Here is a 22,712-nt window from a genome sequence, read left to right on the forward strand (position 1 = left end):
TTTTATTATAAAATTAAAAACACCAACTTTAAAAGTTGGTGTTTTTTTATACCTATATTTTGTTAATATGTATCTAGGTTTTAACGTATGTTAGGTTCTTATATTTGGTATAATATATGTAATATTGTGTTCTGAAAATGAATCCCAATATGATACAAATATGTAAAGCTTTTAGTTTGTTGTTTTTTATGATAAGTTTCTCTTTATCAGCACAAGAACTAAAAGAGTATAAGGTGAAAAGAGGAGAGTCTTTAAAGGATATTGCAGAAAAATTTGATGTAAGCTACACTGCTTTGTTAAAAGCAAACCCAGATATCCCTAAAAAGCCAAAGAAAAAAACGTTGATAAAAATTCCTGTCAGAAATTTTAAATCAACAAAACCCCCTAAAGATCTAAGGCCAGATGCTAGCAGAGATTATTTTAAATTTTCTGAACAAGAAAAAGATTCTTTGGCGGTACATAAAGTAAAGGCAAAAGAAACGTTGTATAGTTTATCTAAACAATACAATATATCTATGTCTAATTTGCTAAAACAAAATCCTGTTTTAGCAATAGATGGATTAAAAATAGGACAAGAATTACAGATTTTAACGGTAAAAAAACAAGCCCCTGCAAAGCAAACCATAAAAACACATACCGTTGCTGCAAAAGAAACTTTGTATGGAATTTCTAAAACATACGGAGTTAGTATTCCTGATTTAAAAAAGGCTAATTCAGTTGTGTTAAGCGAAGGGTTAAAACTTGGAACCGTTTTAATAATACCTACACTTAGTAAGGAAGAAATTGAATCAGATCCTAGTAAACATATTATTGCTAAAGGAGAAACCTTATATAGTGTTTCTAAAAAGTACGGAATTAGTGTTTCAGAATTATTAGCTGTTAATGATACCGTAACTATAGACAGTTTGGTAATTGGTTCAGCTATTCAATTGCCAAGTAAAGTAATTGCCAAAGTGACCAAAAGTACTGTTGCACCAATATACAAAAGATCTCCTTTAACATATTCTTATCAACAAGGAGATTCTATAGAAGTGGTTTTGGAAGAGTTAGGAATAAGCAAAGATTCTTTAAAGTCTATAAATCCTAGTTTTGATTCTATTCTAGAAAATGGAGGAGATTTATTGGTAGGATTAAAAAGAACTCATGTGTTGTTTGAAGATCATCAATGGTTTAAAGATTCTATAGTAATTGATAAAGTGGTAAATACAATGATTATGTTGCCTTTTGATTTTAAAAAGAATGATACGTTAAGTCAAGAGATCTTATTTGCAAACCCAAATGGATTGCCTAGTATTGTTTCCGATTTTTACTTAGGAGCATCTATGGCAATTGATTCTTTACAAAAACAAGGAGTTAAAGTAAATTTATCTGTTGTAGATACAGAAAAATCGGTAGACTCTATTCATAAAAATATGGAGGTTATAAAAGCACATCACCCAGATGTTATTATAGGTCCTTTGTATACCAATAATGCAATGTATGTAGCTACTCAATTTCCATCGGTTCCTGTGTACTATCCTATTTATTCTCAAAAACAAAACCGTTTTAGAAATAGTAATATAATCAAAACAGCTACTAATAAAGATTTGTTAGAAAAAGAAGTGTTGTCTTTTATTAAAGAAAATAGAAAAGGACAACATTTAATTATTGTGGGAACTAAACAAAATATGACCGCTTTAAAAAATTATAAAAGCATACTAGCTAAAAGAGATAAGTTAGGAGCCATTATAGAAAACGATGTTAGCTTATTAACGTTGTCTAAAGGATATATTTCTAGACAAGAATTTTTAAGCCAACTAAAGTTAGAGCAACCCAATTGGATTTTAATTGTAGAAAATAGCAATGTAATTACTGCTGATGTTTTTAACAACACAGGGTCTATTCCTAAAAAAGATTTATTAGATACACCTGTAAGAGTTTTATCTTTTGAAAAATCGGACTATGCAAATAAGATTTCATACGAAACCTTGGCAAAATACAATTACACTTATGGTACAGATGAGGTAGAGTATATTGCTGTAAAAAACAAAAAGGTAGAAAAAGCTTATTCTGTTAAGAACAGTGCACTACCAAGCGAGTATGCCATTAGAGGGTTTAACGTTACTTATGATGCTGTTTTAAGAACAATAAAAGGGAATTCTAAAGATGTTAATGGGGCATCTCACAGATACAAACAAGCTTTTTATTATACTAAAAACGGAGAGCAGGTAAAAGAAAATCAAGCTGTATTTGTAAATGCAATAGAGAATACAAAAGAAGAGGGATTAAAAATTATTAGATTAAGGTAATTTAGAACAAATTTCTTTAATTACAGTAGTAAAAGGGGTATAGCTAAAATTAGTTATACTCTTTTTTATTAGATCTCCTTTGTAATATCTTTTTTTATGAGCAGCACGTGCACTGTATTTGTTCAAGCCAAAGTTAATAGTTCCAAAAGTTAAGCTAGACACAAGATGATTTAATCGCCAAGCAATTTCTGTAAAAGTTTTACTGGCTTTAAATTTTGGAGGTTTTACATTTAGAGTCTTAGCAATTAAAGAAAAAATGTTGTGGTAACTAAGATTTTCTGCAACCATAATAAAACGTTGATTGATAACAGTACTATTCATCAAAGTAATCATTGCAAATATTACATCTTGTACTCCTACAACACCAACAGTTCCGTTGGTATAAAACGGCAAACCTTTTTTTATTTTAGAAAATAGTTGGCTAGAGTTTAGATTCCAAGCTCCAAAACCAAAAATAACCCCAGGGTTTACAATTACTACGGGCAACCCTTCTTGAGAACCTCTCCAAACTTCTATTTCTGCACCATATTTAGTAATGCTATAATCACTATGGTCTCCTTCGGGATTCCATTCGCAATCTTCGTCAATAAAATCAATACCAGGAGTTTTGGCTAATGTTGCAATAGAGCTAACGTAACATAATTTTTGTATTTTGTTTTTAATACAGAGATTTACAATATTGGCCGTTCCTTCTATATTTATTTTTCTTAGCTGTTCACTATCGGAAGCTTTAAAAGATACTTTTGCGGCCGCATGATATACATGTGTAATCCCAATAAAAACTTTTTCTAGTTCAGGAATATCAACAATGTCAGCTTTTTTCCAGACAATGTTTTTATAGTTTGTTGTGTCACCATACAATTCAAAAATTTCTTTGGTTATGTTTTGTGTGTTTTTATTTCTGTAAGTTGCTACTACTGTGTTGTTTGTGCTACACAAATGGTATAACAAATGAGCTCCTACTAAACCTGTACCTCCTGTAACTAAAATCATAACTCTAAATTAGTGAATTTTGAGAGATATTAATTGTTAATTTTGTTTTTCAAAGTATTTTAAAATGACTAAAAAAGAGTTACGAAAAAAATATAAAAAATTAAGAGCTACTTTATCAAGTGACGAGATAACATCAATTACTTTACAAATTGCAAATCAGCTTTTAAAAGCACCTATTTGGAATAAAACATATTATCATTTGTTTTTAAGTATTGTAGATTTAAAAGAAATAGATACAGATCAAATTTTACATGTTTTATTTGCTAGAAATAAAGAAGTTGTCGTTTCAAAATCAGACTTTATCAAAAATACCTTGTCTCATTTTTTATTAACCGAAAACACTAAGTTTGTTATTAATTCTTACGGAATTCCAGAACCACAAAATGGATTGTCTGTGCCAGAAGATAATATTGATGTTGTTTTTGTTCCTTTACTAGCCTTTGATATAAGTGGAAACAGAGTGGGATATGGCAAAGGTTTTTATGATGATTTTTTAAGTAAATGTAAATCGGATGTTTTAAAAGTAGGATTGTCTTTTTACGAAGCTGAAGAACAAATAGAAGATGTTTACTTAGGAGACATTCCTTTAGATTATTGTATAACTCCACATAAAATATATCAATTTAATGAATCATAATACAATCAATAATACCATTGCTTTTGTAAAAGAACAATTAAAAAATGCCGAAGGAGGTCACGACTGGTTTCATATAGAAAGAGTGTATAAAAATACTTTGCTAATTGCTAAAACAGAAAATTGTGATTTAGAAATAGTTTCTTTAGGAGCCTTGTTACACGATATTGCAGATTCTAAATTTTATAATGGAGATGAACAAGTTGGACCTAGGGTAGCTACACGTTTTTTAAAATCAGAAAATGTAAAAGATGAGGTCATTAATCATGTGGTAAAAATTATAGAAAACATTTCTTTTAAAGGAGGAAAAGAGAAGCAGACTTTTGCTTCGGTAGAGTTAAATGTGGTACAAGATGCAGATAGATTGGATGCTATTGGAGCTGTGGGAATTGCAAGAGCTTTTAATTATGGAGGTTTTAAAAACAGAGCGATGTACAATCCAGAAATTGCTCCCAATTTAAACATGACTAAAGAGGAGTATAAAAAAAGTACAGCACCCACAATTAATCATTTTTATGAAAAGTTATTGTTGTTAAAAAATAAGATGAATACAAAGACGGGAAAACAGATAGCCAACCAAAGACATCAATTTATGGAGTTGTATTTAGAGCAATTTTATAAAGAATGTGAAGGGAATTTGTAAGGAGTTAATTTATAGTGCGACCTAATAGACGTTAAGCAACTGCTTAACTTTTTCATAGCAATTTTTCCTCCGGTATCATTTTTTGGTGCCGGAGGTTTTATTTTTCGGATATTAATAGATAAATGTCTTTTATAGCTTGTTCAACTTCTAGTTTGTTGGTTCCGTCATAAAAACCTCTAATTCTTTTTTGGGTATCTATCAGTATAAACTGTTCTGTGTGAATAAAATCTTGATCCCCACCATCTCCTTCATCTAAAACAGCAAAATAATTTTTACGAGCCAAGTTGTAAATTTCTTTTTTATCGCCAGTAGTAATGTGCCACTTTCCAGAAATTGCTCCATGTGCCTTCGCATAAGTTTTTAAGACAGGAACGCTATCCATAACAGGAGTTACAGAGTGAGATAAGAATTTTATAGAGGAATTATTGATGAATTCTTGTTGAAGGATATACATGTTGTTAGACATAATAGGGCAAATAGTACCACATCTGGTAAAAAAGAAATCGGCAATATAAATTTTGTTATCAAAGTCAGACTCTGTTACTGTGTTTCCGTCTTGGTCGGTTAGTTTAAAAGCCCCTATAATGTGATTTTTTGACTTGTTTAAAAGACTTTCATCTACTAATCTTGGATTAATGTCTATAGGGTTATATATTGGCAAAGATTTTGCTTTGTTGTTTAGGTGATATAAATAAGAAATAATAATCACAGACAATACACCCATAGCAATAAAGGTGTATTTAGATTTGGCAAAAAAGTTTTGACTCATGCTTAAAATTTTATCAAAGTTACAAAGCATTTTAGAAACTTTAGCCAAAAAAATAAGAACACATAATTAAAGTTGTACATTTGTTCGACTTAAAAAAGAATTACATTATTACATGGAAAATTTAATTATTGCAGGGCAATTTTTGTTAAGCCTTTCTTTATTGATAGTATTACACGAATTAGGACACTTTATTCCTGCAAAACTATTTAAAACCAAAGTTGAAAAGTTTTATTTATTTTTTGATTATAAATTTTCTTTATTCAAGAAAAAAATTGGAGAAACTGTATATGGAATAGGGTGGATTCCGTTAGGAGGATACGTTAAAATTGCAGGTATGATTGACGAAAGCATGGATACCGAACAAATGAAACAACCTGCACAACCTTGGGAGTTTAGATCTAAACCGGCTTGGCAACGATTGATTATTATGTTAGGTGGAGTTATTGTGAACTTTATTTTAGGATTGGTTATTTATATCATGATTTTTGCTACTTGGGGAGAAGAAGTGGTGAGTCCTAAAGGAATTAAAAATGGTTTTGCCATTCACAAACACTTTGAACAATATGGTTTTAGAAACGGAGATACTTTTTTAGCTGTTGATGGAAAACCTGTAGAAAATGTTTTAAGAGTAAGCAAGCATTTGTTTTTAAGAAACGTTAAAAATATTGAAGTTTTACATGCAGATGGTACTAAAGAAACACTATCGGTTCCCGAAGATATAGGAAAACAAATGTGGCAGCAAAACATTATGGAGCCATTTACTCCAATGTTTCCTGCAGTTATAGATTCTGTAATAGCTAATAAACCTGCTTTTAAGTCAGGATTTATAAAAGGAGACAAGGTTGTGTCTGTAAACGGAGAAGCAACACCTTATTGGTCAGATTTTACGGCTAAAATTCAGCAATCAGAAGACAAGCCTTTAGAGGTTTCTGTAAATAGAGGAAATGCATTAGTAACCTTAACAGTCACCCCAGAAGAAAGTAAAATAGGAGTTGCTCCTTTATTTGTTACCGAAGAAGTTGCTACTGTAGAACATAAAAAATACAGTTTAGATGAAAGTTTTTCTAGAGGATCTACAGCAGCATATTGGACTTTAAAAGATTATATGGCTCAGTTTAAGTATGTATTTACTAAAAAAGGAGCTAGTAGTATGGGAGGTTTTATTTCTATTGCTAAAATTTTTAAACCTGTATGGGATTGGAAAGTGTTTTGGACAAACACAGCTTTCTTGTCTATTATGTTAGGGTTTATGAACTTGTTGCCAATTCCTGCATTGGATGGTGGACATGTAGTGTTTACTTTATACGAAATGATTACTGGTAGAAAGCCAGGAGATAAATTTTTAGAATATGCCCAAATAACAGGATTTGTATTGTTATTATCTCTTTTAGCCTTTGCAAATGGTAATGATATTTACAAACTTATTGTTGGTTGGTTGTAAATTTAAAAAGAACATAAATTTAAAGCTGCTCTTAACATGTTAAGAAGCAGCTTTTTTTATGGTATGAATTTTATAAAAAATAAGTATTTTAGAATTTCAAATATTGATTAGATGATAGAGTTAGCAGGAATTATTATTTTAGGGATTATAGCACAATGGGCAGCTTGGAAATTAAAGTTACCTGCTATTTTGCCATTAATCTTAATAGGGTTGATTGTAGGACCTGTTTCTACACTAATTACAGAGGATGGTTCTAAATGGATAGAGCCTGTATGGAACGGAACCAATGGTTTGTTTGCAGGAGAAAGTTTATTTTATTTTGTGTCTCTTGCTATTAGTATTATTTTATTCGAAGGAGGGTTAACCCTAAAAAAGAAAGAGGTTTTAAATGTAGGGCCTTCTATCATTCGGTTAATTACTATTGGTACTATCATTACCTTTTTTGGAGCCGGAATTGCAGTTCATTATTTATTTCAACTAAGCTGGTCTATATCTTTGTTATTTTCTTCTTTAATTATTGTAACAGGTCCTACGGTAATTACTCCAATTTTAAGAAACATACGATTAAAAAGAGATGTCTCTGCTATTTTAAAATGGGAAGGAATTTTAATAGATCCTATTGGAGCATTAGTTGCTGTATTGGTTTTTGAGTTTATTAGTGTAGACAACACAAGCGATTATACTCAAACCGCTATCATAGAGTTTAGTAAAATTGTACTGTTTGGATTTACTTTTGGATTTACTTTTGCTCATGCATTTAATTTTATTTTAAAAAAGAGCTTAGTTCCTAAATATTTATTGAATGTATTTACACTGGCTTATGTATTGGGAGTTTTTGTATTGTCCGATTCTTTTGCACATGAGTCTGGTCTGTTGTCTGTAGTAATCATGGGAATGGTTTTAGGAAATATAGACATGCCTCATTTAAAAGAAATTTTAGACTTCAAAGAGTCATTAAGTGTTTTGTTAATCTCTATTTTATTCATTCTGCTATCTGCTAATATGAATGTTAAAGATTTTGACTTGATAAATAATTGGCAAACTTTGGCTTTGTTTGGAATTATTATTTTAATTGTTAGGCCTTTGGGAGTATTTTTAAGTACCAAGGGATCTGGGTTAAAGTTCACCGAAAAAACATTTATTAGTTGGGTAGGGCCAAGAGGGATTGTTGCAGCAGGAATAGCCTCTTTATTTGGATTAAAGTTGGTGGCAAAAGGAGAAGCAGGGGCAGAGTATATTACTCCGTTGGTTTTTGTAATTGTATTAGGAACCGTATTGTTAAACGCAACCACTGCAAGATTAGTAGCAAGGTTGTTGGGGGTGTATGTAAGATCTTCTAAAGGGATTTTAATAGTAGGAGCCTCAGAGGTTTCTAGAGTAATTGCTCAGTATTTAGAAAAAAGAAATAGATATGTAGTGTTAATAGATAACAATGCAGATAAAATTAAACTGGCTCAAGATATGGGCTTAAATGCTGAGGTGGTAGATGTGTTTTCTGATGATGTTAGTAACAATATAGAGTTTACAGATATTGGATACTTGTTAGCATTAACAGGAAGTAAAAAAGTAAATACACACACAATTCATAGTTTTAGAAAAAGAATAGATGCTTCTTCGGCATTTAGATTCGTATCAGAAACAGAATTAAGTGATGGAAAACGTGATGTGGATGCTAATTTGTTATCTCTAGAAGATGACTTTATAAGATTTAGTGAGTTGATTAGAGAGTATCCTCAGGTAAATGAGATTAATTTAACATCGCAAGAAGATTTTACAGCAAAAAACAAACAATTAACAGAGCAACTTAATACCATACCTTTATTTGTTTCGGATGAAAAAGGTGAGTTATATGTAATTGCTGCAGCTAATGAAAAAATTAAAATTGGTAAAAACTGCAAATTAATTTATATAGGTGAACCACTGTCTAAAAAACAGGTAGTTATAGATAAATAATTTTTAAATGAACAAGTAAAGGAGTAAGAAAATAATTGTATATTTGCACTCTTAAAAATTAATAACGTAGGTCGTGAACCTACACAATTTTAAATTATGTCAGTAAAAATTAGATTACAAAGACACGGTAAAAAAGGAAAACCTTTTTACTACGTAGTAGCAGCAGATGCTCGTGCAAAAAGAGATGGTAAATTCTTAGAAAAATTAGGAACTTACAATCCAAATACGAATCCTGTTATCATTGAATTAGATGTTGATGCATCTGTAAAATGGTTAAACGATGGAGCACAGCCTACTGATACTGCAAAAACAATTTTATCTACTAAAGGAGTTTTGTTAAAAAAACACTTACAAGGTGGAGTTAAAAAAGGAGCTATAACAGAAGAGCAAGCTGAAGCTAAGTTTGCAGCATGGTTAACTGAAAAAGAAGCTTCTATTCAAGCTAAAAAAGATGGTTTAACTGCTGAGCAAGCTGCTGAAAAAGCAAAAGTTTTTGAAGCTGAAAAAGCTGTAAACGAAGCTCGTGTTTCTGCTGCAAAAGAAGCTGAAGAAGCTTTAATTGCTGAAGCTAAAGCTGCTGAAGAAGCTGCTAACGCTACAGAAGAAGTTGCTGAAGAGTCTACAGAAGAAACTGCTGAGTAATTTCTAAAATACGATTTTATGCATAAGAATGATTGTTTTTATTTAGGTAAAATCGTTAGAAAACACAGTTTTAAAGGGGAAGTGGTTATCAAATTAGATACTGACGAACCTGAACTTTACAAAAATATGGAATCAGTCTTTGTTGAACACAGCAAAGATCTGATTCCATTTTTTATTGAAGAAAGTTTGCTGCAAAAAGGAAATCAATTACGTGTGCGTTTTGAAACTGTAGATACAGAACAAGATGCAGATGCTATTATGAATGCAGGAATCTACTTACCTCTTCACTTTTTACCCAAATTAAAAGGAAATAAGTTTTATTTTCATGAAGTAATTGGATTTACAGCTGTAGATGTTAATTATGGGGAATTTGGTTCTATAACAGGAATTAATGATAGTTCTGCACAAGCATTGTTTGAAATTGATAATGATGGAGTAGGAGTTCTTATTCCAATGATTGATGAATTTATCAAAGAAATAGATCGTGATGGAAAGCGTGTTGTTTTAGAAACACCTCCAGGCTTAATAGAGATGTATTTGTCGTAACATTCTTAGTAAACATTTGTATTTTTACGTCTGTAAAATATTTTTATGTTTCAATTCAAACAATTTTCTATTACTCAAGATAAATCAGCCATGAAAGTGGGGACTGATGGAGTTTTATTAGGAGCATGGACTCCTGTAGAAAAAGCAACACAAATTTTAGATATTGGTACCGGAACAGGATTGATAGCCTTAATGTTGGCACAAAGAAATTCTTTTTCTAATATAGATGCTGTAGAGATTGATATATCTGCTTGTTTAGAGGCAGAGGAGAATTTTAAGAGCTCTAACTGGAAAGATAGGATAAGTTTGTTTAAAACGTCTATCTCGCTATTTAAACCGACTATTAAGTATGATTTAATCGTATCTAATCCTCCTTATTACACAGACACCTTTAAATCGGAAAAAACAAAAAGAACTTTGGCTAGACATGTAGATGGTCTGTCTTTTAAAACACTATTATCTTATTCTAAAAAATGGTTAACAGATAAAGGAATTTGCACATATATTATTCCTTATAAAGAAGAAAATGATTTTATTTTGTTGGCTTTAGAAATGGAATTGTATTTGATAAAACAAACACGTGTAAAAGGTAGAAAAGAGTTAGAATATAAAAGAAGTTTACTATGCTTTTCTAAAACACCAGAAGACTGCGAAAAAAAGGAGTTGATTATTGAAATTGATAGACATATTTATACCGAAGATTATATTAAATTAACAGCACCTTTTTATTTAAAAATGTAATACCTATGAAAAAATATATAGTACTGGCAGCTCTTAGTGGAGCTACATCTGTAGGTCTGGGAGCTTTTGGGGCTCATGGATTAAGAAATGTATTGTCTGAAACGGCATTGAATAGTTTTGCAACAGGGGTTAGGTATCAGGCTATACACAGTTTGTTGTTATTAATTGTAGTGATGTTACCGATAATTTCAATTTCTCAAAAAAGAAAAATAGCCAATATATTAATTGCGGGTATTGCAATGTTTTCGGGGTCTATTTATTTATTGGCTCCGGGTTTGGTAGCTGCTAAATATTTGTGGTTTGTAACTCCTTTGGGAGGAACTTTGTTGTTAGCTGCTTGGCTAATGATTGCTTTTTATACACTAAAACAAAAAACGACTTTAGATTCCTAAAGTCGTTTTTTTATTATTGAATAGAGTCCTTTTTTTTATTGAGCTCTTTTGCTTCTTTCTGTTTTTTTTCTACCTCTTTGGCTAGTTCTTTTTCTACTAGAGAAAGTTTTTGTTGAAGTTGATTTTCTACTTGTTTTAATACTTCTTCGTGTTGTTTAATATCCGAAGTGTAGTATTTTAAACTATTGTGAAAGCTTAAAGAGTCTACATTGTATTTTGTATAAATAAGTGAATGGTAGTTTATACTTCTATCTCCGTTTTTATTGACGGAGTTTTTAGCCGTTCTGGCTAAGTAAGAATCTGCCAAAATAGTAGCCATTTTATCCTGAGGGATTAAATTATCTGGTTTTTTTGGAATGGTATTACTATCACAAGCAACTATGAATAGAAAAAATAAAGAGAAAAAGTAAGGCTTCATAAAATTGTCTTATCTGTTAAAAGTGATTCTTTTTCCTTTGTTTTCTTCGTTAAAAACACCATTGTCATAAATAAGGTTTCCGTTTACAAAAGTATGGGTAATTGAGTTATTAAAAGTAGTTCCTTCAAAAGGACTCCACCTACATTTGTATAAAATATTATCTTTGGTTACGGTCCATTTTTTTTCTGGATCAATTAAAACCAAATCCGCATAATACCCTTCTTTTACATAACCACGTTTTTCAATTTCAAAAAGTATAGCAGGGTTGTGACACATTTTTTCAACTACCTTTTCAATTGTTATTTTACCTTGATCAACAAAATTTAACATTGCAGGTAAAGCATGTTGTACTAAAGGACCTCCGCTTGGTGCTTTTGTGTAGTTATTTTGTTTTTCTTCTAATGTATGTGGAGCGTGGTCGGTTGCTATAACATCAATTCTGTCGTCTAATAAAGCTTTCCACAAGGCTCCTTGGTCATTTTTTGTTTTAACAGCAGGATTCCATTTTATAAAAGTTCCCTTTTTAGCATAATCATCACTATTAAAGTTTAGGTGATGTACACATACTTCGGCAGTAATTTTTTTGTCTTTTAAAGGAATGTCATTTCTAAATAATTCTGTTTCAATGGCTGTAGATAGATGAAAAACATGTAATCTAGCTCCTGTTTTTTTAGCTAATTCAATAGCTTTAGATGAAGATAGATAGCAAGCTTCGGCACTTCTAATAATAGGGTGTTGTGCAATAGGAATTTCTTCTCCGTATTGATCTAGTGCTTTTTGAAAGTTGTCTTTGATGGTTTGTTCATCTTCACAGTGAACTGAAATTACCATATCGGTTGATGAGAATATTTTTTCTAATACTTCAGGGTTATCTACCAACATGTTTCCTGTTGATGAACCTAGAAATAATTTAATTCCAGCAACTTTTTTAGGGTCTGTTTTTAATAATTCCTCTAAATTATCATTAGTTCCACCAAACATAAAAGAATAGTTAACATAAGAGTCTTTAGAGGCAATGGTAAATTTGTCTTCTAGTAAGTCTTGTGTAGTAGCTTGTGGTACTGTGTTAGGCATTTCTATAAAAGAAGTAATTCCTCCAGCAGCAGCAGCTTTACTTTCGGTAGCTATGTTTGCTTTGTGTGTTAGACCTGGTTCTCTAAAATGTACTTGGTCATCTATAGCTCCGGGAATTAAAAATTTACCTTTCGCTTTTATTACCGTGGCAGATCTAGGAACTTTTATATCTTTTGCAATCGTTTTAATGATTTCGTTTTCAATCAAAAGATCGCGTTTAAAAATTTTCCCTTCGTTAATAATACTCGCACCTTTTATAACAGTACATCCCATAATTTATTTTTTTGTCAATCCTTTAAATTTCATTTTTATCACTCCAAAAATAGCTTCACTTATTATAGAGCTATCTAATTTTGAAGTTCCTTTGGTTCTATCGGTAAAGATAATAGCTACTTCTTGAATAGAAAAATTACGAAGCCATGCTTTAAATTTCATTTCTATTTGAAAAGCATATCCTGTAAAACGAATATTGCTAAAATCAATACTCTCTAGTACTCTTTTTTTATAACAAATAAAGCCAGCAGTAGTATCAAATACAGGAATTCCTGTGACGAATTTCACATACTTAGAAGCAGTATAAGATAATATCAATCTTTTAAAATCCCAGTTAATTACGTTTATTTTGTTGTTAATATACCTGGAACCAATGGCTAAATCTGCTCCTTGTTCACATGCATTAATTAGTCTTGGTATGTCTTTTGGATTGTGAGAAAAATCTGCATCCATTTCAAGAATATATTCGTAATCTTTTTTTAGAGCCCATAAAAATCCGTGTATATAAGCTTTTCCTAATCCTCTATTTTGGGTTCTAATTTCTAAATAAAGGTTAGAGTTTGTGTGCTGTAATTGTTGTATTGCTTTTATAGTACCATCTGTAGAATTATCGTCTACAATTAAAATGTGATAATTGGCATTAATAGTAAATACAGCATTAATAATAGCGTGGATGTTTTCCACTTCATTAAGTGTTGGTATAATAATTAATGCTTGCTGCATACTTGAATTTTGTTTTGGCAAATTTACGTTTTTTTATTCCTAATTTTACAGCAACATTTGTACCCTTTTATATAGACTTAATACAATGGCAGAAATCATAGATTTTACATATTATACACAGGTAGGAATTGTATTGTTGATTCCTCTATTTTTTGTGTTTCTAATGTGCATGGTAGATTTAAAACGAACGCAATTGCTTTTTAAAAGTTTTTTTTCTAATCAGTATTTTTATACTTATTCGGTAGATAATATTGCTACCGTATCAGTCTATCATTTTTTTGGACTTGGGTTTGTTTCTACGGTTATATCCTTGTTTTTAATGCCTTTATTGTATGATAATCAATTTATTTTTATAAATTTTTCACTTCTTTTCTTTAAGGTATTGTTCTTTGTTGTTTTGTATTGTTTGTTAAAATATATACTGTACGAGTTTTTTTATTTTTTATCAAACAAAAAAAGACATAGTAAACAAATGTTTATACTGGAGACCAGCTATTTAGCTGTTGTGATGTTAGTTTTATATGTGTTGCTTTTTTATGTTTTTTTACATTTAAATCAACAAAATAATTGGTCTATTATTTTATTAATTAGCGCTTTAGTTTTGTATTTAATTAGATTGTTAGCTCTGTTTAGCAATAATAAAAATGTACTCTCAGGTAAATTGTTTTATATAATTTTGTATCTTTGCACACTAGAAATATTTCCGTTTATTTATTTGTTTAAGGGCTATATAGAGTAAGAAAAAGATGAAAGTAAAAACAATATTGGTGTCTCAACCAGAACCTAAATCAGATCAACTGTCTCCGTTTTCAATATTATCAGAAAAACAAAAAGTTAAAGTAGACTTTAGATCTTTTATACATGTTGAGGGATTAACGGTAAGAGATGTTCGTAATCAAAAAATTGATTTAAGTAGGTATTCTGCTATTATTTTAACAAGTAGAAATGCAGTAGATCATTTTTTTAGAATTGCAGAAGAAATGAGGTACAAAGTACCAAATGAGCTAAAGTATTTTTGTCAATCAGAAGCAGTAGCTTACTATTTGCAAAAATATGTAGTATACAGAAAACGTAAAATTTACGTTGGTAAAAGAAGTTTTCCTGAATTGTGTGAAGTTATAAAAAAACACAAAACAGAGAAGTTTTTGTTGCCTTCGTCTGATAAGTTAAAAGATACGATTCCAGAAGCATTAAATGAAATGGGGCTTGAATGGAAAAGAGCGGACTTATATAGAACTGTAACAAGTGATTTGTCTGACTTAGAAAATGTATTCTATGATGTGTTAGTGTTTTTTAGCCCATCAGGAATTCAGTCGTTGTTTAAAAACTTTCCTGAGTTTAAGCAAAACAATACAAGGATTGCAGTGTACGGAAATTCAACAGTAAAAGCAGCTACAGAAGCAGGTTTAAAAGTTGATATTTCTGCTCCATCGCCAGAGAATCCTTCTATGACAATGGCTATTGAAAAATATATTAAAGAAGTAAATAAAAAATAATTTTTTATTTTTGCAACATAAAAAAGAGCCTATTCTAAAATAGGCTCTTTTTTTATCTAAAAATTTAAAGCAATGTTTCAAATAGGGAAAACCATAGTTTCAGAGGAGGTTTTAGAAAAAGATTTTGTATGTAATATTTCTGCTTGTAAAGGCGAGTGTTGTGTTGCTGGTGATGCTGGGGCACCTGTTTTAGATGAAGAAATAAAAAAACTTAACGAAGTATATCCGAAAATTAAACACCTTTTAAGACCCGAAGGAATTGCTGCAATAGAAGAGCAAGGAACTTATACTACATCTAAGTTTGGAGAGCATGAAACAACTTTGGTAAATAATAAAGAATGTGCTTTTGTAACTTTTGATGAAAAAGGAATTACATCATGTGGAATAGAACAGGGTTATAATAAAGGTTTGGTAGATTGGAAAAAACCAATTTCTTGTCATTTGTATCCTATCCGAGTTCAGGATTATTCTGAGTTTTCTGCAGTGAATTATAACACTTGGGATATTTGTGATGATGCTTGTACATTAGGAAAAGAACTACAGGTGCCGGTGTATAAATTTTTAAAAAATGCACTAATTTTAAAATTTGGAGAAAATTGGTACATGGAGTTAGAAAAAGTTGCAGAAGAATGGAAAAAACAAAAAACTAAATAATTCTATTTTTTAGTTTACATAAAACAAAAGGCTCAAAATTTTAATTTTGAGCCTTTTGTTTTATGTGTTTAGTTTTAACCTTCACAACTAGTGCATTCTTTTTTCTGCTTAAATTGTTGAGCAGCATTCATACTGTGTTGATAATACAAAGATTTAACTCCCAATTCCCAAGCAGTTGTGTGAATTTTATTTAAATCTTTTATAGGCATTTCAGGATGCACCATAATGTTAATAGACTGTCCTTGATCTATATGATTTTGTCTGTTAGCTGCTTGATAAATAATAGAAAGCTGGTCTAGTTCTGCGTAGGTTTTAAACACATCTTTTTCGTGATCTGTTAAAAAATCTAAATGTTGTACAGAACCATCTCTATCTCTAATACTTGTCCAAACATCTTTTGTGTTATGCCCTTTTGTTTCTAAAAGATCTTCTAAGTATTTGTTTTTAATAGTGGTTTTAACCTTGGCAATATCTTTAACGTAACAGTTAGACCAAATAGGCTCAATTCCCTGAGATACTTGTCCTAAAATAAATGCAGAAGAGGTTGTAGGGGCAATAGCGTTTAAAGTTGTATTTCTACGACCATATCCTTTTAACACTCCTGGTTCACCGTATAGTTTAGCCATTTCTTCAGAGGCTTTGTATGATTTTTCTTTAATCAGTTTAAAGATTTCAGAATTGTAATTATATGCTTCTTGAGAATCAAAAGCTAAGTTTTTAGATTGTAAGTAAGAGTGCCATCCTAAAACACCTAAACCTAAAGCACGATTTTCTTTAGAGAATTTATAAGCTTTTTCCATAAAGTGGAAAATTAACTGATCGTCTTTGTTTTCAGAGTCTCTGTAATCTTCTAGTTTGGTAATAAACTCTTCTAACACAGCGTCTAGAAAGTAAGTCATGGTTTCTACAGCATCTGTATCTTTCCATTTATCATAGTGTAAAATGTTTACAGAAGATAGTACGCATACAAAAGACCAATCATCGTTGGTAGGTAGCATAATTTCAGAACAAAGATTACTACCATAAATAGTGTGTCCTTTGTCTTTATATACATCCACAGTGTTGTTGTTTGCATTGTCTTTAAAGAATACGTAAGGATACCCTATTTCACATCTTCTTTGTAAAACTTTAGCCCAAATCGTTCTTTTTTCTTCATCACCATCAATCATTTCTTGCATCCAATCATTACCAACACATACACCGTGTGTTAGTTCTTGAATAGGATTTCCTTCTGTACCAATTTCTAAAAACTCCATAATATCGGTATGCTCAATATCTAAGTAAGGAGCAAAACGTCCTCTTCTTACAGATCCTTGGCTTACTACGTCTACCATGGTTTCAAAAAGTTGCATCATGTGTACAGCTCCAGAAGATTTTCCGTTGTTGCTAATTTCTGCACCACGGGGTCTTAATTTACCAAAGTAACCAGAAGTTCCTCCTCCTAATTTAGACATCATTCCTGCTTCTGATTGTGCGTATAAAATATCACCTATGTCATCGGCTACATGAGAACCAAAACAACTAATTGGCAATCCTCTTTCTTTTCCAAAATTAGACCATACAGGAGATGCTAAGGAATAATAACCTTGAGACATGTAGTAATAAAACTTGTCTGCAAAGCCTTCTTTTTTTAATATTTTTTCTGCGTGATCTGCTATTTCTCTAATGCGTTCTTCTGGGCTAACACCTTCTAAAAGGTATCCTGCTCCTAAAAAATGTCTACTATGATCTGTTAACCAATCAAACTCGGTTTCTTTTTGTGTTGTATTTTCTGTGTTGATATCTATCATGGTGTGTGGGTTTGAAAAGGCTTAAAATAAATCGTCTTTGGTAATACTACGTGTTCTTTTGCTATAGTTAATAGAGCGTTTTACAAAGAAATCACCATGTTTGGTTCCAATAATTTCATCATCAAACCATTCTGTTTCTGCTAATAATTTTTCATCAATTTTAAATATTGAGCTAATTCCAATACTTTCTAAAGATTTGTTAAAACGGTTTTTGATGAATTCGTTAATTACATTTACGGGTAAAAAGTCTAATTCTCCGTTTTCAAAAATCCAATTTACGACACCTGTTTCTGCTTGGTAGGCTTCTGCACAAATTAATTGAATCATTTGTTCAAAATCTTTGGTAAACCAATCTGGGTTTTCTTCTTTGATAATCTTAAGTAAGTCAATTCCAAAATCTCCGTGAATTTGTTCTTCTTTAGAAGTTGCTTCTACGGCATTGGAAATTCCTTTTAACATGTTTTTATGCTTGTTAAAAGCCATGATAATTAAGAATTGAGAAAATAAAGAAACATGTTCTATAAATAAAGAGAATAATAAAATGGCCTCTGTGTATTCTTTGTTGTCGCTACTTTTAGTATTTGTTAAAGACTTTTCTAAATAGTGAACCCTTTTCATAATGCTAGGGTTCTTTTTAAGATTGTTAAACTCTTCATTCAACCCTAAAACCTCTAATAAGTGAGAATAGGCATCGTGATGTCTAACTTCACTTTCTGCAAATGTAGCTCCAACGGCACCAATTTCTGGTTTGGGCATTTTGTGATGTAAATCTCCCCAAAAGTTTTTTACCGCAACTTCTATTTGAGAAATGGCCAACATGGTGTTTTTTATCGCACTCTTTTCTGTTGGATTTAATCTAGATTTAAAATCTTGCACATCGCTTGTAAAGTTAAATTCTGTATGAATCCAATAGGAGTGTCTAATAGCATCCACATACTCATTCAGTTCTGGGTATTCGTAAGGTTTAAGGTTTAAGCGTTTTTCAAAAATATTTTTTTTACGTTTTCTTTTTTGCTCATTTCTATATAATATATATGCCTTTGCAACTTCTAAAAACTCACTGTGCATTAACTCTGCTTCTACCATGTCTTGAATGTCCTCAACAGTAGGTGTGTAGTATTTAGTTTCTTGAGAACGAATATTTAGTTTTTCTAAAACTCTAATAGCTATGGAGTTAGCTTCTGTAAAAGAACCTGTGTTAACAGATTTCATAGAGGCATATATAGCGCTACTAATTTTAGAAATTTTAAAATCAGTGGTGGTATGGTCTCTTTTTATGATTTTCGATATCATGGCAGTTGCTGGTTTTTGTGACTTACAAAATTATCGAATAAATAGAGATTTTTAACAACTTTGAGAATTTAGATATCCACAATTTAAACAAAGTTGCTAGGGGTTGATATTGTTGCTTTTGAAAGAAAAAACAATAATTTATCAACATTAAAAAGGCAAGAATGTTAAAAAACTGGAAATTTTTTTTTGGCGGATGAGCTAATGTTTTTAATCGTATTTTTATGTGAAAAATAAGATTAAAATAAAGAGAGCTAGATTTTAATATTTTGGTCAATTTGTTAAGAACTTTAACTTTTTGTGGAAAAGTATGTCTTTCTTTTACTACTATTTTTTACAATCTTTGTTAGGTACAATAAAATGCTAATCAATTCATAACAAGATAACAATGTCTCAAATAGAACCAATTTTACAGGATGATCCCAATAGATTTGTAATTTTTCCGATACAACACCAAGATATTTGGGAGTGGTATAAAAAACAAGAAGCAAGTATTTGGACTGCCGAAGAAATTGACCTACACCAAGACGTAGTAGATTGGGAAAATAAGTTAAGTGATGACGAGCGTTACTTTATAAAACACATATTAGCTTTTTTTGCTGCTTCTGATGGGATTGTAAATGAAAATTTAGCAGAAAACTTTGTAAGTGAAGTTCAATATGCCGAAGCTAAGTTTTTTTATGGTTTTCAAATCATGATGGAAAACATTCATTCAGAAGTGTACTCTTTATTAATTGATACCTATGTAAAGAACGATGAAGAAAAAAACAAATTGTTTAAAGCGATAGAATATTTTCCTGCCATTAAGTTAAAAGCAGATTGGGCTTTAAAATGGATAGAATCAGAATCTTTTGCAGAGCGTTTAATTGCGTTTGCAGCGGTAGAAGGTATTTTCTTTTCGGGTAGTTTTTGTGCTATTTTTTGGATGAAAAAACGTGGTCTTTTACCTGGGTTAACATTTTCTAACGAATTAATTTCTAGAGATGAAGGATTGCATTGTGATTTTGCAGTGCATTTACACAACAACCACATTGTAAATAAAGTACCAAAAGAACGTATCAAAGAAATTATAATTGATGCCTTAGATATTGAAAAAGTATTTATAACAGAATCTTTACCTGTAAGTTTAATAGGTATGAATTCTAAATTGATGAGTCAGTATTTAGAATTTGTAACCGATAGATTGTTGGTGGAGTTTGGATGTGAAAGAGTGTATAACTCTTCTAATCCTTTTGATTTTATGGATATGATTTCTTTAGAGGGAAAAACAAACTTCTTTGAGAAAAGAGTATCAGAATATCAAAAAGCAGGAGTAAAATCTGGTGGAACAGGAGAAATAAGCTTTGATGCCGATTTCTAAAATATAAACAACAAACTATTTTTAATGTTCTTACACTATCACCCTTAGTGGCAGTGTAGGAATGTTATTCTCTATAAATTAAAACTTTAAGACTATGTATGTAATCAAAAGAGATGGGCACAAAGAGTCTGTGATGTTTGACAAGATCACGGCCAGAATTAGAAAAATATGTTACGGGTTAAATCCATTAGTGGATCCTGTAAAAGTAGCCATGCGTGTGATTGAAGGTTTATATGATGGGGTAACAACATCGGAACTAGACAACTTAGCAGCAGAAATAGCAGCAACCTTAACAACCGCTCATCCAGATTATGCAAAGCTAGCAGCCAGAATATCAGTATCTAATTTACATAAGAGTACTGAGAAATCTTTTTCTGGAACTATGAAAAAATTATACGAGTATGTAAATCCTCGTACAGGTTTAGAGTCTCCATTGTTGTCTGATGAGGTTTATAATGTAATTCAAGAAAACTCAGCAGTTTTAGATTCTGCCATTGTATATGATAGAGATTTTAATTACGATTATTTTGGTTTTAAAACTTTAGAACGTTCTTATTTACTAAAAATTAATGGAGAAATAGTAGAACGTCCACAACACATGCTAATGCGTGTTTCTATAGGAATTCACTTAAATGATATTGAAGAGGCGATTGAGACGTATAATTTAATGAGTAAAAAGTTCTTTACCCATGCAACACCAACATTATTTAACTCCGGAACTCCAAAACCACAAATGTCTTCTTGTTTTTTATTACAAATGCAAGATGATAGTATTGATGGTATTTACGATACTTTAAAACAAACAGCAAAAATATCACAATCGGCAGGAGGTATTGGTTTGTCTATTCATAATATTAGAGCTACGGGTTCTTACATTCGTGGGACTAACGGAACTTCTAACGGAATCATTCCCATGTTAAAAGTTTATAATGATACGGCTCGTTATGTAGATCAGGGAGGAGGAAAGCGTAAAGGTTCTTTTGCTATTTATATTGAGCCTTGGCATGCTGATGTTTTTGAGTTTTTAGATTTAAGAAAAAATACAGGAGCAGAAGAAAAACGTGCAAGAGATTTGTTTTTAGCCTTGTGGATTTCTGATTTGTTTATGCAACGTGTAGAGCAAAATGCAGAATGGACATTAATGTGTCCAAATGAATGTCCTGGTCTATATGATACATATGGAGAGGATTTTGAGGCATTGTATACAAAATACGAAACGGAAGGAAAGGGAAGAAAAACCATTAAAGCTCGTGAATTATGGGAAAAAGTTTTAGAGGCTCAAATTGAGACAGGAAATCCATACATGTTGTATAAAGATGCAGCTAACCGTAAGTCGAATCAAAAGAATTTAGGAGTGATTCGTTCTTCTAATTTGTGTACAGAGATTATGGAATATACAGCAAAAGATGAAGTTGCTGTGTGTAATTTAGCATCTATTGCCATTCCAATGTTTGTAGAAACAAATGAGCAAGGAGAAAAATTCTTTAATCACGATAAATTATACAAAGTAGTTAAAAAAGTAACCAGAAATTTAGATACGGTAATTGATAGGAATTACTATCCGGTTAAAGAAGCAGAAAATTCTAATAAGAGACATCGTCCTGTAGGATTAGGAATTCAAGGACTGGCAGATGCGTTTATTATGTTGCGAATGCCATTTACATCTGACGAAGCAAAACAATTAAACAAAGATATTTTTGAAACTTTATACTTTGCAGCTGTAGAATCATCTATGGAAATAGCAACTAAAAAAGGTGCTTACTCTACATTTAAAGGATCTCCAATGTCACAAGGAGAGTTTCAATTTAATATGTGGGGAGTAAATGATGAAGATTTAAGTGGTCGTTGGAACTGGGGCAAGTTAAGAACAGAAGTGCAGAAAAACGGAGTGCGTAACTCTTTACTGGTAGCTCCAATGCCAACAGCATCTACCTCTCAGATTTTAGGGAATAACGAAGCTTTTGAACCTTATACATCTAACATATACACACGTAGAGTATTGTCAGGGGAGTTTATTGTAGTAAATAAACACCTGTTAGAAGATTTGGTTGAGTTAGGGTTGTGGGACAATGCATTAAAAGAAGAGTTGATGAGAGCTAATGGTTCTATTCAGCATATCGAAGAAATTCCACAAGAATTAAAAGATTTATACAAAACGGTTTGGGAGTTAAGCATGAAAGATATTATTGATATGTCTCGTCATAGAGGATATTTTATAGATCAATCTCAATCACTAAACTTATTTATGGAAGATGCTAACTATTCTAAATTAACATCTATGCATTTTTACGCTTGGAAATCAGGGTTAAAAACGGGAATGTATTATTTAAGAACAAAATCTGCTGTAAACGCAATTAAATTTACCTTAAATAATGATAAAAAAGAAGAAGACAAGCCTATGTCTCCAGAAGAATTTAAGGCAATGGTTTTACAATCTAAAGAAAACCCAGATGATTGTGAAATGTGTGGATCTTAAAAAAAATATTAAAATACACTATAAAAATGTTGCTCTGAAAAGAGCAACTTTTTTTATTTAAATTCACTTTGAATATCACTAGATACCTGCTATTCAGATTTTTCTAAGGTTAAGGA

21 protein-coding genes are annotated in these 22,712 nt (G+C 31.2%); 14 read left to right on the forward strand and 7 right to left on the reverse strand.

What is annotated here, in order from left to right:
* Nucleotides 1–149 precede the first annotated feature (149 nt).
* Nucleotides 150–2,288: a LysM peptidoglycan-binding domain-containing protein gene (locus FHR24_RS12605; RefSeq protein WP_167189383.1), complete on the forward strand. Its 2,139-nt coding sequence runs from the start codon at nucleotides 150–152 to the stop codon at nucleotides 2,286–2,288.
* On the opposite strand, the gene FHR24_RS12610 is transcribed toward FHR24_RS12605, so the two are convergent.
* Nucleotides 2,280–3,281 carry an NAD-dependent epimerase/dehydratase family protein gene (locus tag FHR24_RS12610; protein WP_167189386.1) on the reverse strand — a complete coding sequence of 334 codons (1,002 nt, stop codon included), beginning with the start codon at nucleotides 3,279–3,281 and terminating at the stop codon, nucleotides 2,280–2,282. The two genes, FHR24_RS12605 and FHR24_RS12610, sit on opposite strands and share 9 nt — an antisense overlap.
* A 64-nt stretch (nucleotides 3,282–3,345) precedes the next feature.
* On the opposite strand from FHR24_RS12610, the gene FHR24_RS12615 reads away from it, so the two are divergent.
* Together FHR24_RS12615 and FHR24_RS12620 are read left to right on the forward strand one after the other, a co-directional pair.
* Complete coding sequence (locus tag FHR24_RS12615; RefSeq protein ID WP_167189390.1) at nucleotides 3,346–3,918, forward strand: 5-formyltetrahydrofolate cyclo-ligase; 573 nt, start codon at nucleotides 3,346–3,348, stop codon at nucleotides 3,916–3,918.
* On the forward strand, nucleotides 3,908–4,558 hold the full coding sequence (locus tag FHR24_RS12620) for an HD domain-containing protein (RefSeq protein WP_167189393.1): 651 nt from the start codon (nucleotides 3,908–3,910) through the stop codon (nucleotides 4,556–4,558). The genes FHR24_RS12615 and FHR24_RS12620 overlap by 11 nt, the downstream gene beginning before the upstream one ends.
* Before the next feature lie 97 nt (nucleotides 4,559–4,655).
* Here FHR24_RS12620 and FHR24_RS12625 read toward each other — a convergent pair whose 3' ends face one another.
* Nucleotides 4,656–5,327, reverse strand: a complete 672-nt coding sequence (locus FHR24_RS12625) for an SCO family protein (RefSeq protein WP_167189396.1) — start codon at nucleotides 5,325–5,327, stop codon at nucleotides 4,656–4,658.
* A 112-nt stretch (nucleotides 5,328–5,439) separates the two neighbouring features.
* Between FHR24_RS12625 and rseP the strand changes: the two genes are divergently transcribed.
* The 6 genes from rseP to FHR24_RS12655 all read left to right on the forward strand — a co-directional run bounded on the left by rseP (nucleotide 5,440) and on the right by FHR24_RS12655 (nucleotide 11,042).
* Complete coding sequence (gene rseP / locus FHR24_RS12630; protein ID WP_167189399.1) at nucleotides 5,440–6,768, forward strand: RIP metalloprotease RseP; 1,329 nt, start codon at nucleotides 5,440–5,442, stop codon at nucleotides 6,766–6,768.
* A gap of 111 nt (nucleotides 6,769–6,879) precedes the next feature.
* A complete protein-coding gene (locus FHR24_RS12635; protein WP_167189402.1) occupies nucleotides 6,880–8,721 on the forward strand; it encodes a cation:proton antiporter in 1,842 nt (613 codons plus the stop codon).
* Nucleotides 8,722–8,817: 96 nt separating this feature from the next.
* Nucleotides 8,818–9,363, forward strand: coding sequence for a 30S ribosomal protein S16 (locus tag FHR24_RS12640; RefSeq protein ID WP_167189405.1), 546 nt, complete (start codon nucleotides 8,818–8,820; stop codon nucleotides 9,361–9,363).
* A gap of 18 nt (nucleotides 9,364–9,381) precedes the next feature.
* On the forward strand, nucleotides 9,382–9,909 hold the full coding sequence (rimM, locus tag FHR24_RS12645; protein ID WP_167189408.1) for a ribosome maturation factor RimM: 528 nt from the start codon (nucleotides 9,382–9,384) through the stop codon (nucleotides 9,907–9,909).
* Nucleotides 9,910–9,954: 45 nt separating this feature from the next.
* Nucleotides 9,955–10,650, forward strand: a complete 696-nt coding sequence (locus tag FHR24_RS12650) for a tRNA1(Val) (adenine(37)-N6)-methyltransferase (protein WP_167189411.1) — start codon at nucleotides 9,955–9,957, stop codon at nucleotides 10,648–10,650.
* Nucleotides 10,651–10,655: 5 nt separating this feature from the next.
* Entirely contained in the window at nucleotides 10,656–11,042 is a 387-nt protein-coding gene (locus FHR24_RS12655; protein ID WP_167189413.1) for a DUF423 domain-containing protein, read from the forward strand.
* Nucleotides 11,043–11,055: 13 nt separating this feature from the next.
* Here the strand turns inward: FHR24_RS12655 and FHR24_RS12660 are convergent, their stop codons facing one another.
* Genes FHR24_RS12660 through FHR24_RS12670 form a run of 3 tightly spaced genes read right to left on the reverse strand, consistent with a single transcriptional unit; the run spans nucleotide 11,056 to nucleotide 13,530 of the window.
* Nucleotides 11,056–11,460 carry a DUF4296 domain-containing protein gene (locus FHR24_RS12660; protein ID WP_167189416.1) on the reverse strand — a complete coding sequence of 135 codons (405 nt, stop codon included), beginning with the start codon at nucleotides 11,458–11,460 and terminating at the stop codon, nucleotides 11,056–11,058.
* A 9-nt stretch (nucleotides 11,461–11,469) separates the two neighbouring features.
* Nucleotides 11,470–12,807: a dihydroorotase gene (locus FHR24_RS12665; RefSeq protein ID WP_208412352.1), complete on the reverse strand. Its 1,338-nt coding sequence runs from the start codon at nucleotides 12,805–12,807 to the stop codon at nucleotides 11,470–11,472.
* A gap of 3 nt (nucleotides 12,808–12,810) precedes the next feature.
* Entirely contained in the window at nucleotides 12,811–13,530 is a 720-nt protein-coding gene (locus FHR24_RS12670) for a polyprenol monophosphomannose synthase (RefSeq protein WP_167189420.1), read from the reverse strand.
* Between the two features lie 85 nt (nucleotides 13,531–13,615).
* On the opposite strand from FHR24_RS12670, the gene FHR24_RS15795 reads away from it, so the two are divergent.
* From FHR24_RS15795 to FHR24_RS12685, 3 genes are all read left to right on the forward strand, one after another.
* On the forward strand, nucleotides 13,616–14,269 hold the full coding sequence (locus FHR24_RS15795; protein ID WP_167189423.1) for a DUF4271 domain-containing protein: 654 nt from the start codon (nucleotides 13,616–13,618) through the stop codon (nucleotides 14,267–14,269).
* 7 nt (nucleotides 14,270–14,276) lie between these two features.
* Nucleotides 14,277–15,026: a uroporphyrinogen-III synthase gene (locus FHR24_RS12680; RefSeq protein ID WP_167189426.1), complete on the forward strand. Its 750-nt coding sequence runs from the start codon at nucleotides 14,277–14,279 to the stop codon at nucleotides 15,024–15,026.
* A gap of 72 nt (nucleotides 15,027–15,098) precedes the next feature.
* Nucleotides 15,099–15,680, forward strand: coding sequence for a DUF3109 family protein (locus FHR24_RS12685; protein ID WP_167189429.1), 582 nt, complete (start codon nucleotides 15,099–15,101; stop codon nucleotides 15,678–15,680).
* A 74-nt stretch (nucleotides 15,681–15,754) separates the two neighbouring features.
* Here the strand turns inward: FHR24_RS12685 and FHR24_RS12690 are convergent, their stop codons facing one another.
* The gene (locus tag FHR24_RS12690; RefSeq protein WP_167189432.1) at nucleotides 15,755–17,470 is read right to left on the reverse strand and encodes a ribonucleoside-diphosphate reductase subunit alpha; all 1,716 of its coding nucleotides are present in this window, start codon (nucleotides 17,468–17,470) and stop codon (nucleotides 15,755–15,757) included.
* A gap of 21 nt (nucleotides 17,471–17,491) precedes the next feature.
* Entirely contained in the window at nucleotides 17,492–18,763 is a 1,272-nt protein-coding gene (locus FHR24_RS12695; protein WP_167189435.1) for a ribonucleotide-diphosphate reductase subunit beta, read from the reverse strand.
* A 385-nt stretch (nucleotides 18,764–19,148) separates the two neighbouring features.
* Between FHR24_RS12695 and FHR24_RS12700 the strand changes: the two genes are divergently transcribed.
* Both FHR24_RS12700 and FHR24_RS12705 read left to right on the forward strand, forming a co-directional pair.
* On the forward strand, nucleotides 19,149–20,120 hold the full coding sequence (locus FHR24_RS12700) for a ribonucleotide-diphosphate reductase subunit beta (protein WP_167189438.1): 972 nt from the start codon (nucleotides 19,149–19,151) through the stop codon (nucleotides 20,118–20,120).
* A 94-nt stretch (nucleotides 20,121–20,214) separates the two neighbouring features.
* Nucleotides 20,215–22,596: a ribonucleoside-diphosphate reductase subunit alpha gene (locus FHR24_RS12705; protein WP_167189441.1), complete on the forward strand. Its 2,382-nt coding sequence runs from the start codon at nucleotides 20,215–20,217 to the stop codon at nucleotides 22,594–22,596.
* Nucleotides 22,597–22,712 lie beyond the last annotated feature (116 nt).

It is taken from the genome of Wenyingzhuangia heitensis (genome assembly GCF_011762155.1).
Lineage (GTDB): Bacteria > Bacteroidota > Bacteroidia > Flavobacteriales > Flavobacteriaceae > Wenyingzhuangia > Wenyingzhuangia heitensis.

Excerpts from the sequence above, each read along its gene's own strand:
- FHR24_RS12650 (WP_167189411.1), top strand. The coding sequence starts at position 9,955 with ATGTTTCAATTCAAACAATTTTCTATTACTCAAGATAAATCAGCCATG.
- FHR24_RS12610 (WP_167189386.1), bottom strand. The coding sequence starts at position 3,281 with ATGATTTTAGTTACAGGAGGTACAGGTTTAGTAGGAGCTCATTTGTTA.
- FHR24_RS12695 (WP_167189435.1), bottom strand. The coding sequence starts at position 18,763 with ATGATATCGAAAATCATAAAAAGAGACCATACCACCACTGATTTTAAA.
- FHR24_RS12655 (WP_167189413.1), top strand. The coding sequence starts at position 10,656 with ATGAAAAAATATATAGTACTGGCAGCTCTTAGTGGAGCTACATCTGTA.
- FHR24_RS12605 (WP_167189383.1), top strand. The coding sequence starts at position 150 with ATGATACAAATATGTAAAGCTTTTAGTTTGTTGTTTTTTATGATAAGT.
- FHR24_RS12685 (WP_167189429.1), top strand. The coding sequence starts at position 15,099 with ATGTTTCAAATAGGGAAAACCATAGTTTCAGAGGAGGTTTTAGAAAAA.
- FHR24_RS12665 (WP_208412352.1), bottom strand. The coding sequence starts at position 12,807 with ATGGGATGTACTGTTATAAAAGGTGCGAGTATTATTAACGAAGGGAAA.
- rseP (WP_167189399.1), top strand. The coding sequence starts at position 5,440 with ATGGAAAATTTAATTATTGCAGGGCAATTTTTGTTAAGCCTTTCTTTA.
- FHR24_RS15795 (WP_167189423.1), top strand. The coding sequence starts at position 13,616 with ATGGCAGAAATCATAGATTTTACATATTATACACAGGTAGGAATTGTA.
- FHR24_RS12660 (WP_167189416.1), bottom strand. The coding sequence starts at position 11,460 with ATGAAGCCTTACTTTTTCTCTTTATTTTTTCTATTCATAGTTGCTTGT.
- FHR24_RS12700 (WP_167189438.1), top strand. The coding sequence starts at position 19,149 with ATGTCTCAAATAGAACCAATTTTACAGGATGATCCCAATAGATTTGTA.
- FHR24_RS12690 (WP_167189432.1), bottom strand. The coding sequence starts at position 17,470 with ATGATAGATATCAACACAGAAAATACAACACAAAAAGAAACCGAGTTT.
- rimM (WP_167189408.1), top strand. The coding sequence starts at position 9,382 with ATGCATAAGAATGATTGTTTTTATTTAGGTAAAATCGTTAGAAAACAC.
- FHR24_RS12625 (WP_167189396.1), bottom strand. The coding sequence starts at position 5,327 with ATGAGTCAAAACTTTTTTGCCAAATCTAAATACACCTTTATTGCTATG.
- FHR24_RS12705 (WP_167189441.1), top strand. The coding sequence starts at position 20,215 with ATGTATGTAATCAAAAGAGATGGGCACAAAGAGTCTGTGATGTTTGAC.
- FHR24_RS12635 (WP_167189402.1), top strand. The coding sequence starts at position 6,880 with ATGATAGAGTTAGCAGGAATTATTATTTTAGGGATTATAGCACAATGG.
- FHR24_RS12670 (WP_167189420.1), bottom strand. The coding sequence starts at position 13,530 with ATGCAGCAAGCATTAATTATTATACCAACACTTAATGAAGTGGAAAAC.
- FHR24_RS12680 (WP_167189426.1), top strand. The coding sequence starts at position 14,277 with ATGAAAGTAAAAACAATATTGGTGTCTCAACCAGAACCTAAATCAGAT.
- FHR24_RS12640 (WP_167189405.1), top strand. The coding sequence starts at position 8,818 with ATGTCAGTAAAAATTAGATTACAAAGACACGGTAAAAAAGGAAAACCT.
- FHR24_RS12620 (WP_167189393.1), top strand. The coding sequence starts at position 3,908 with ATGAATCATAATACAATCAATAATACCATTGCTTTTGTAAAAGAACAA.
- FHR24_RS12615 (WP_167189390.1), top strand. The coding sequence starts at position 3,346 with ATGACTAAAAAAGAGTTACGAAAAAAATATAAAAAATTAAGAGCTACT.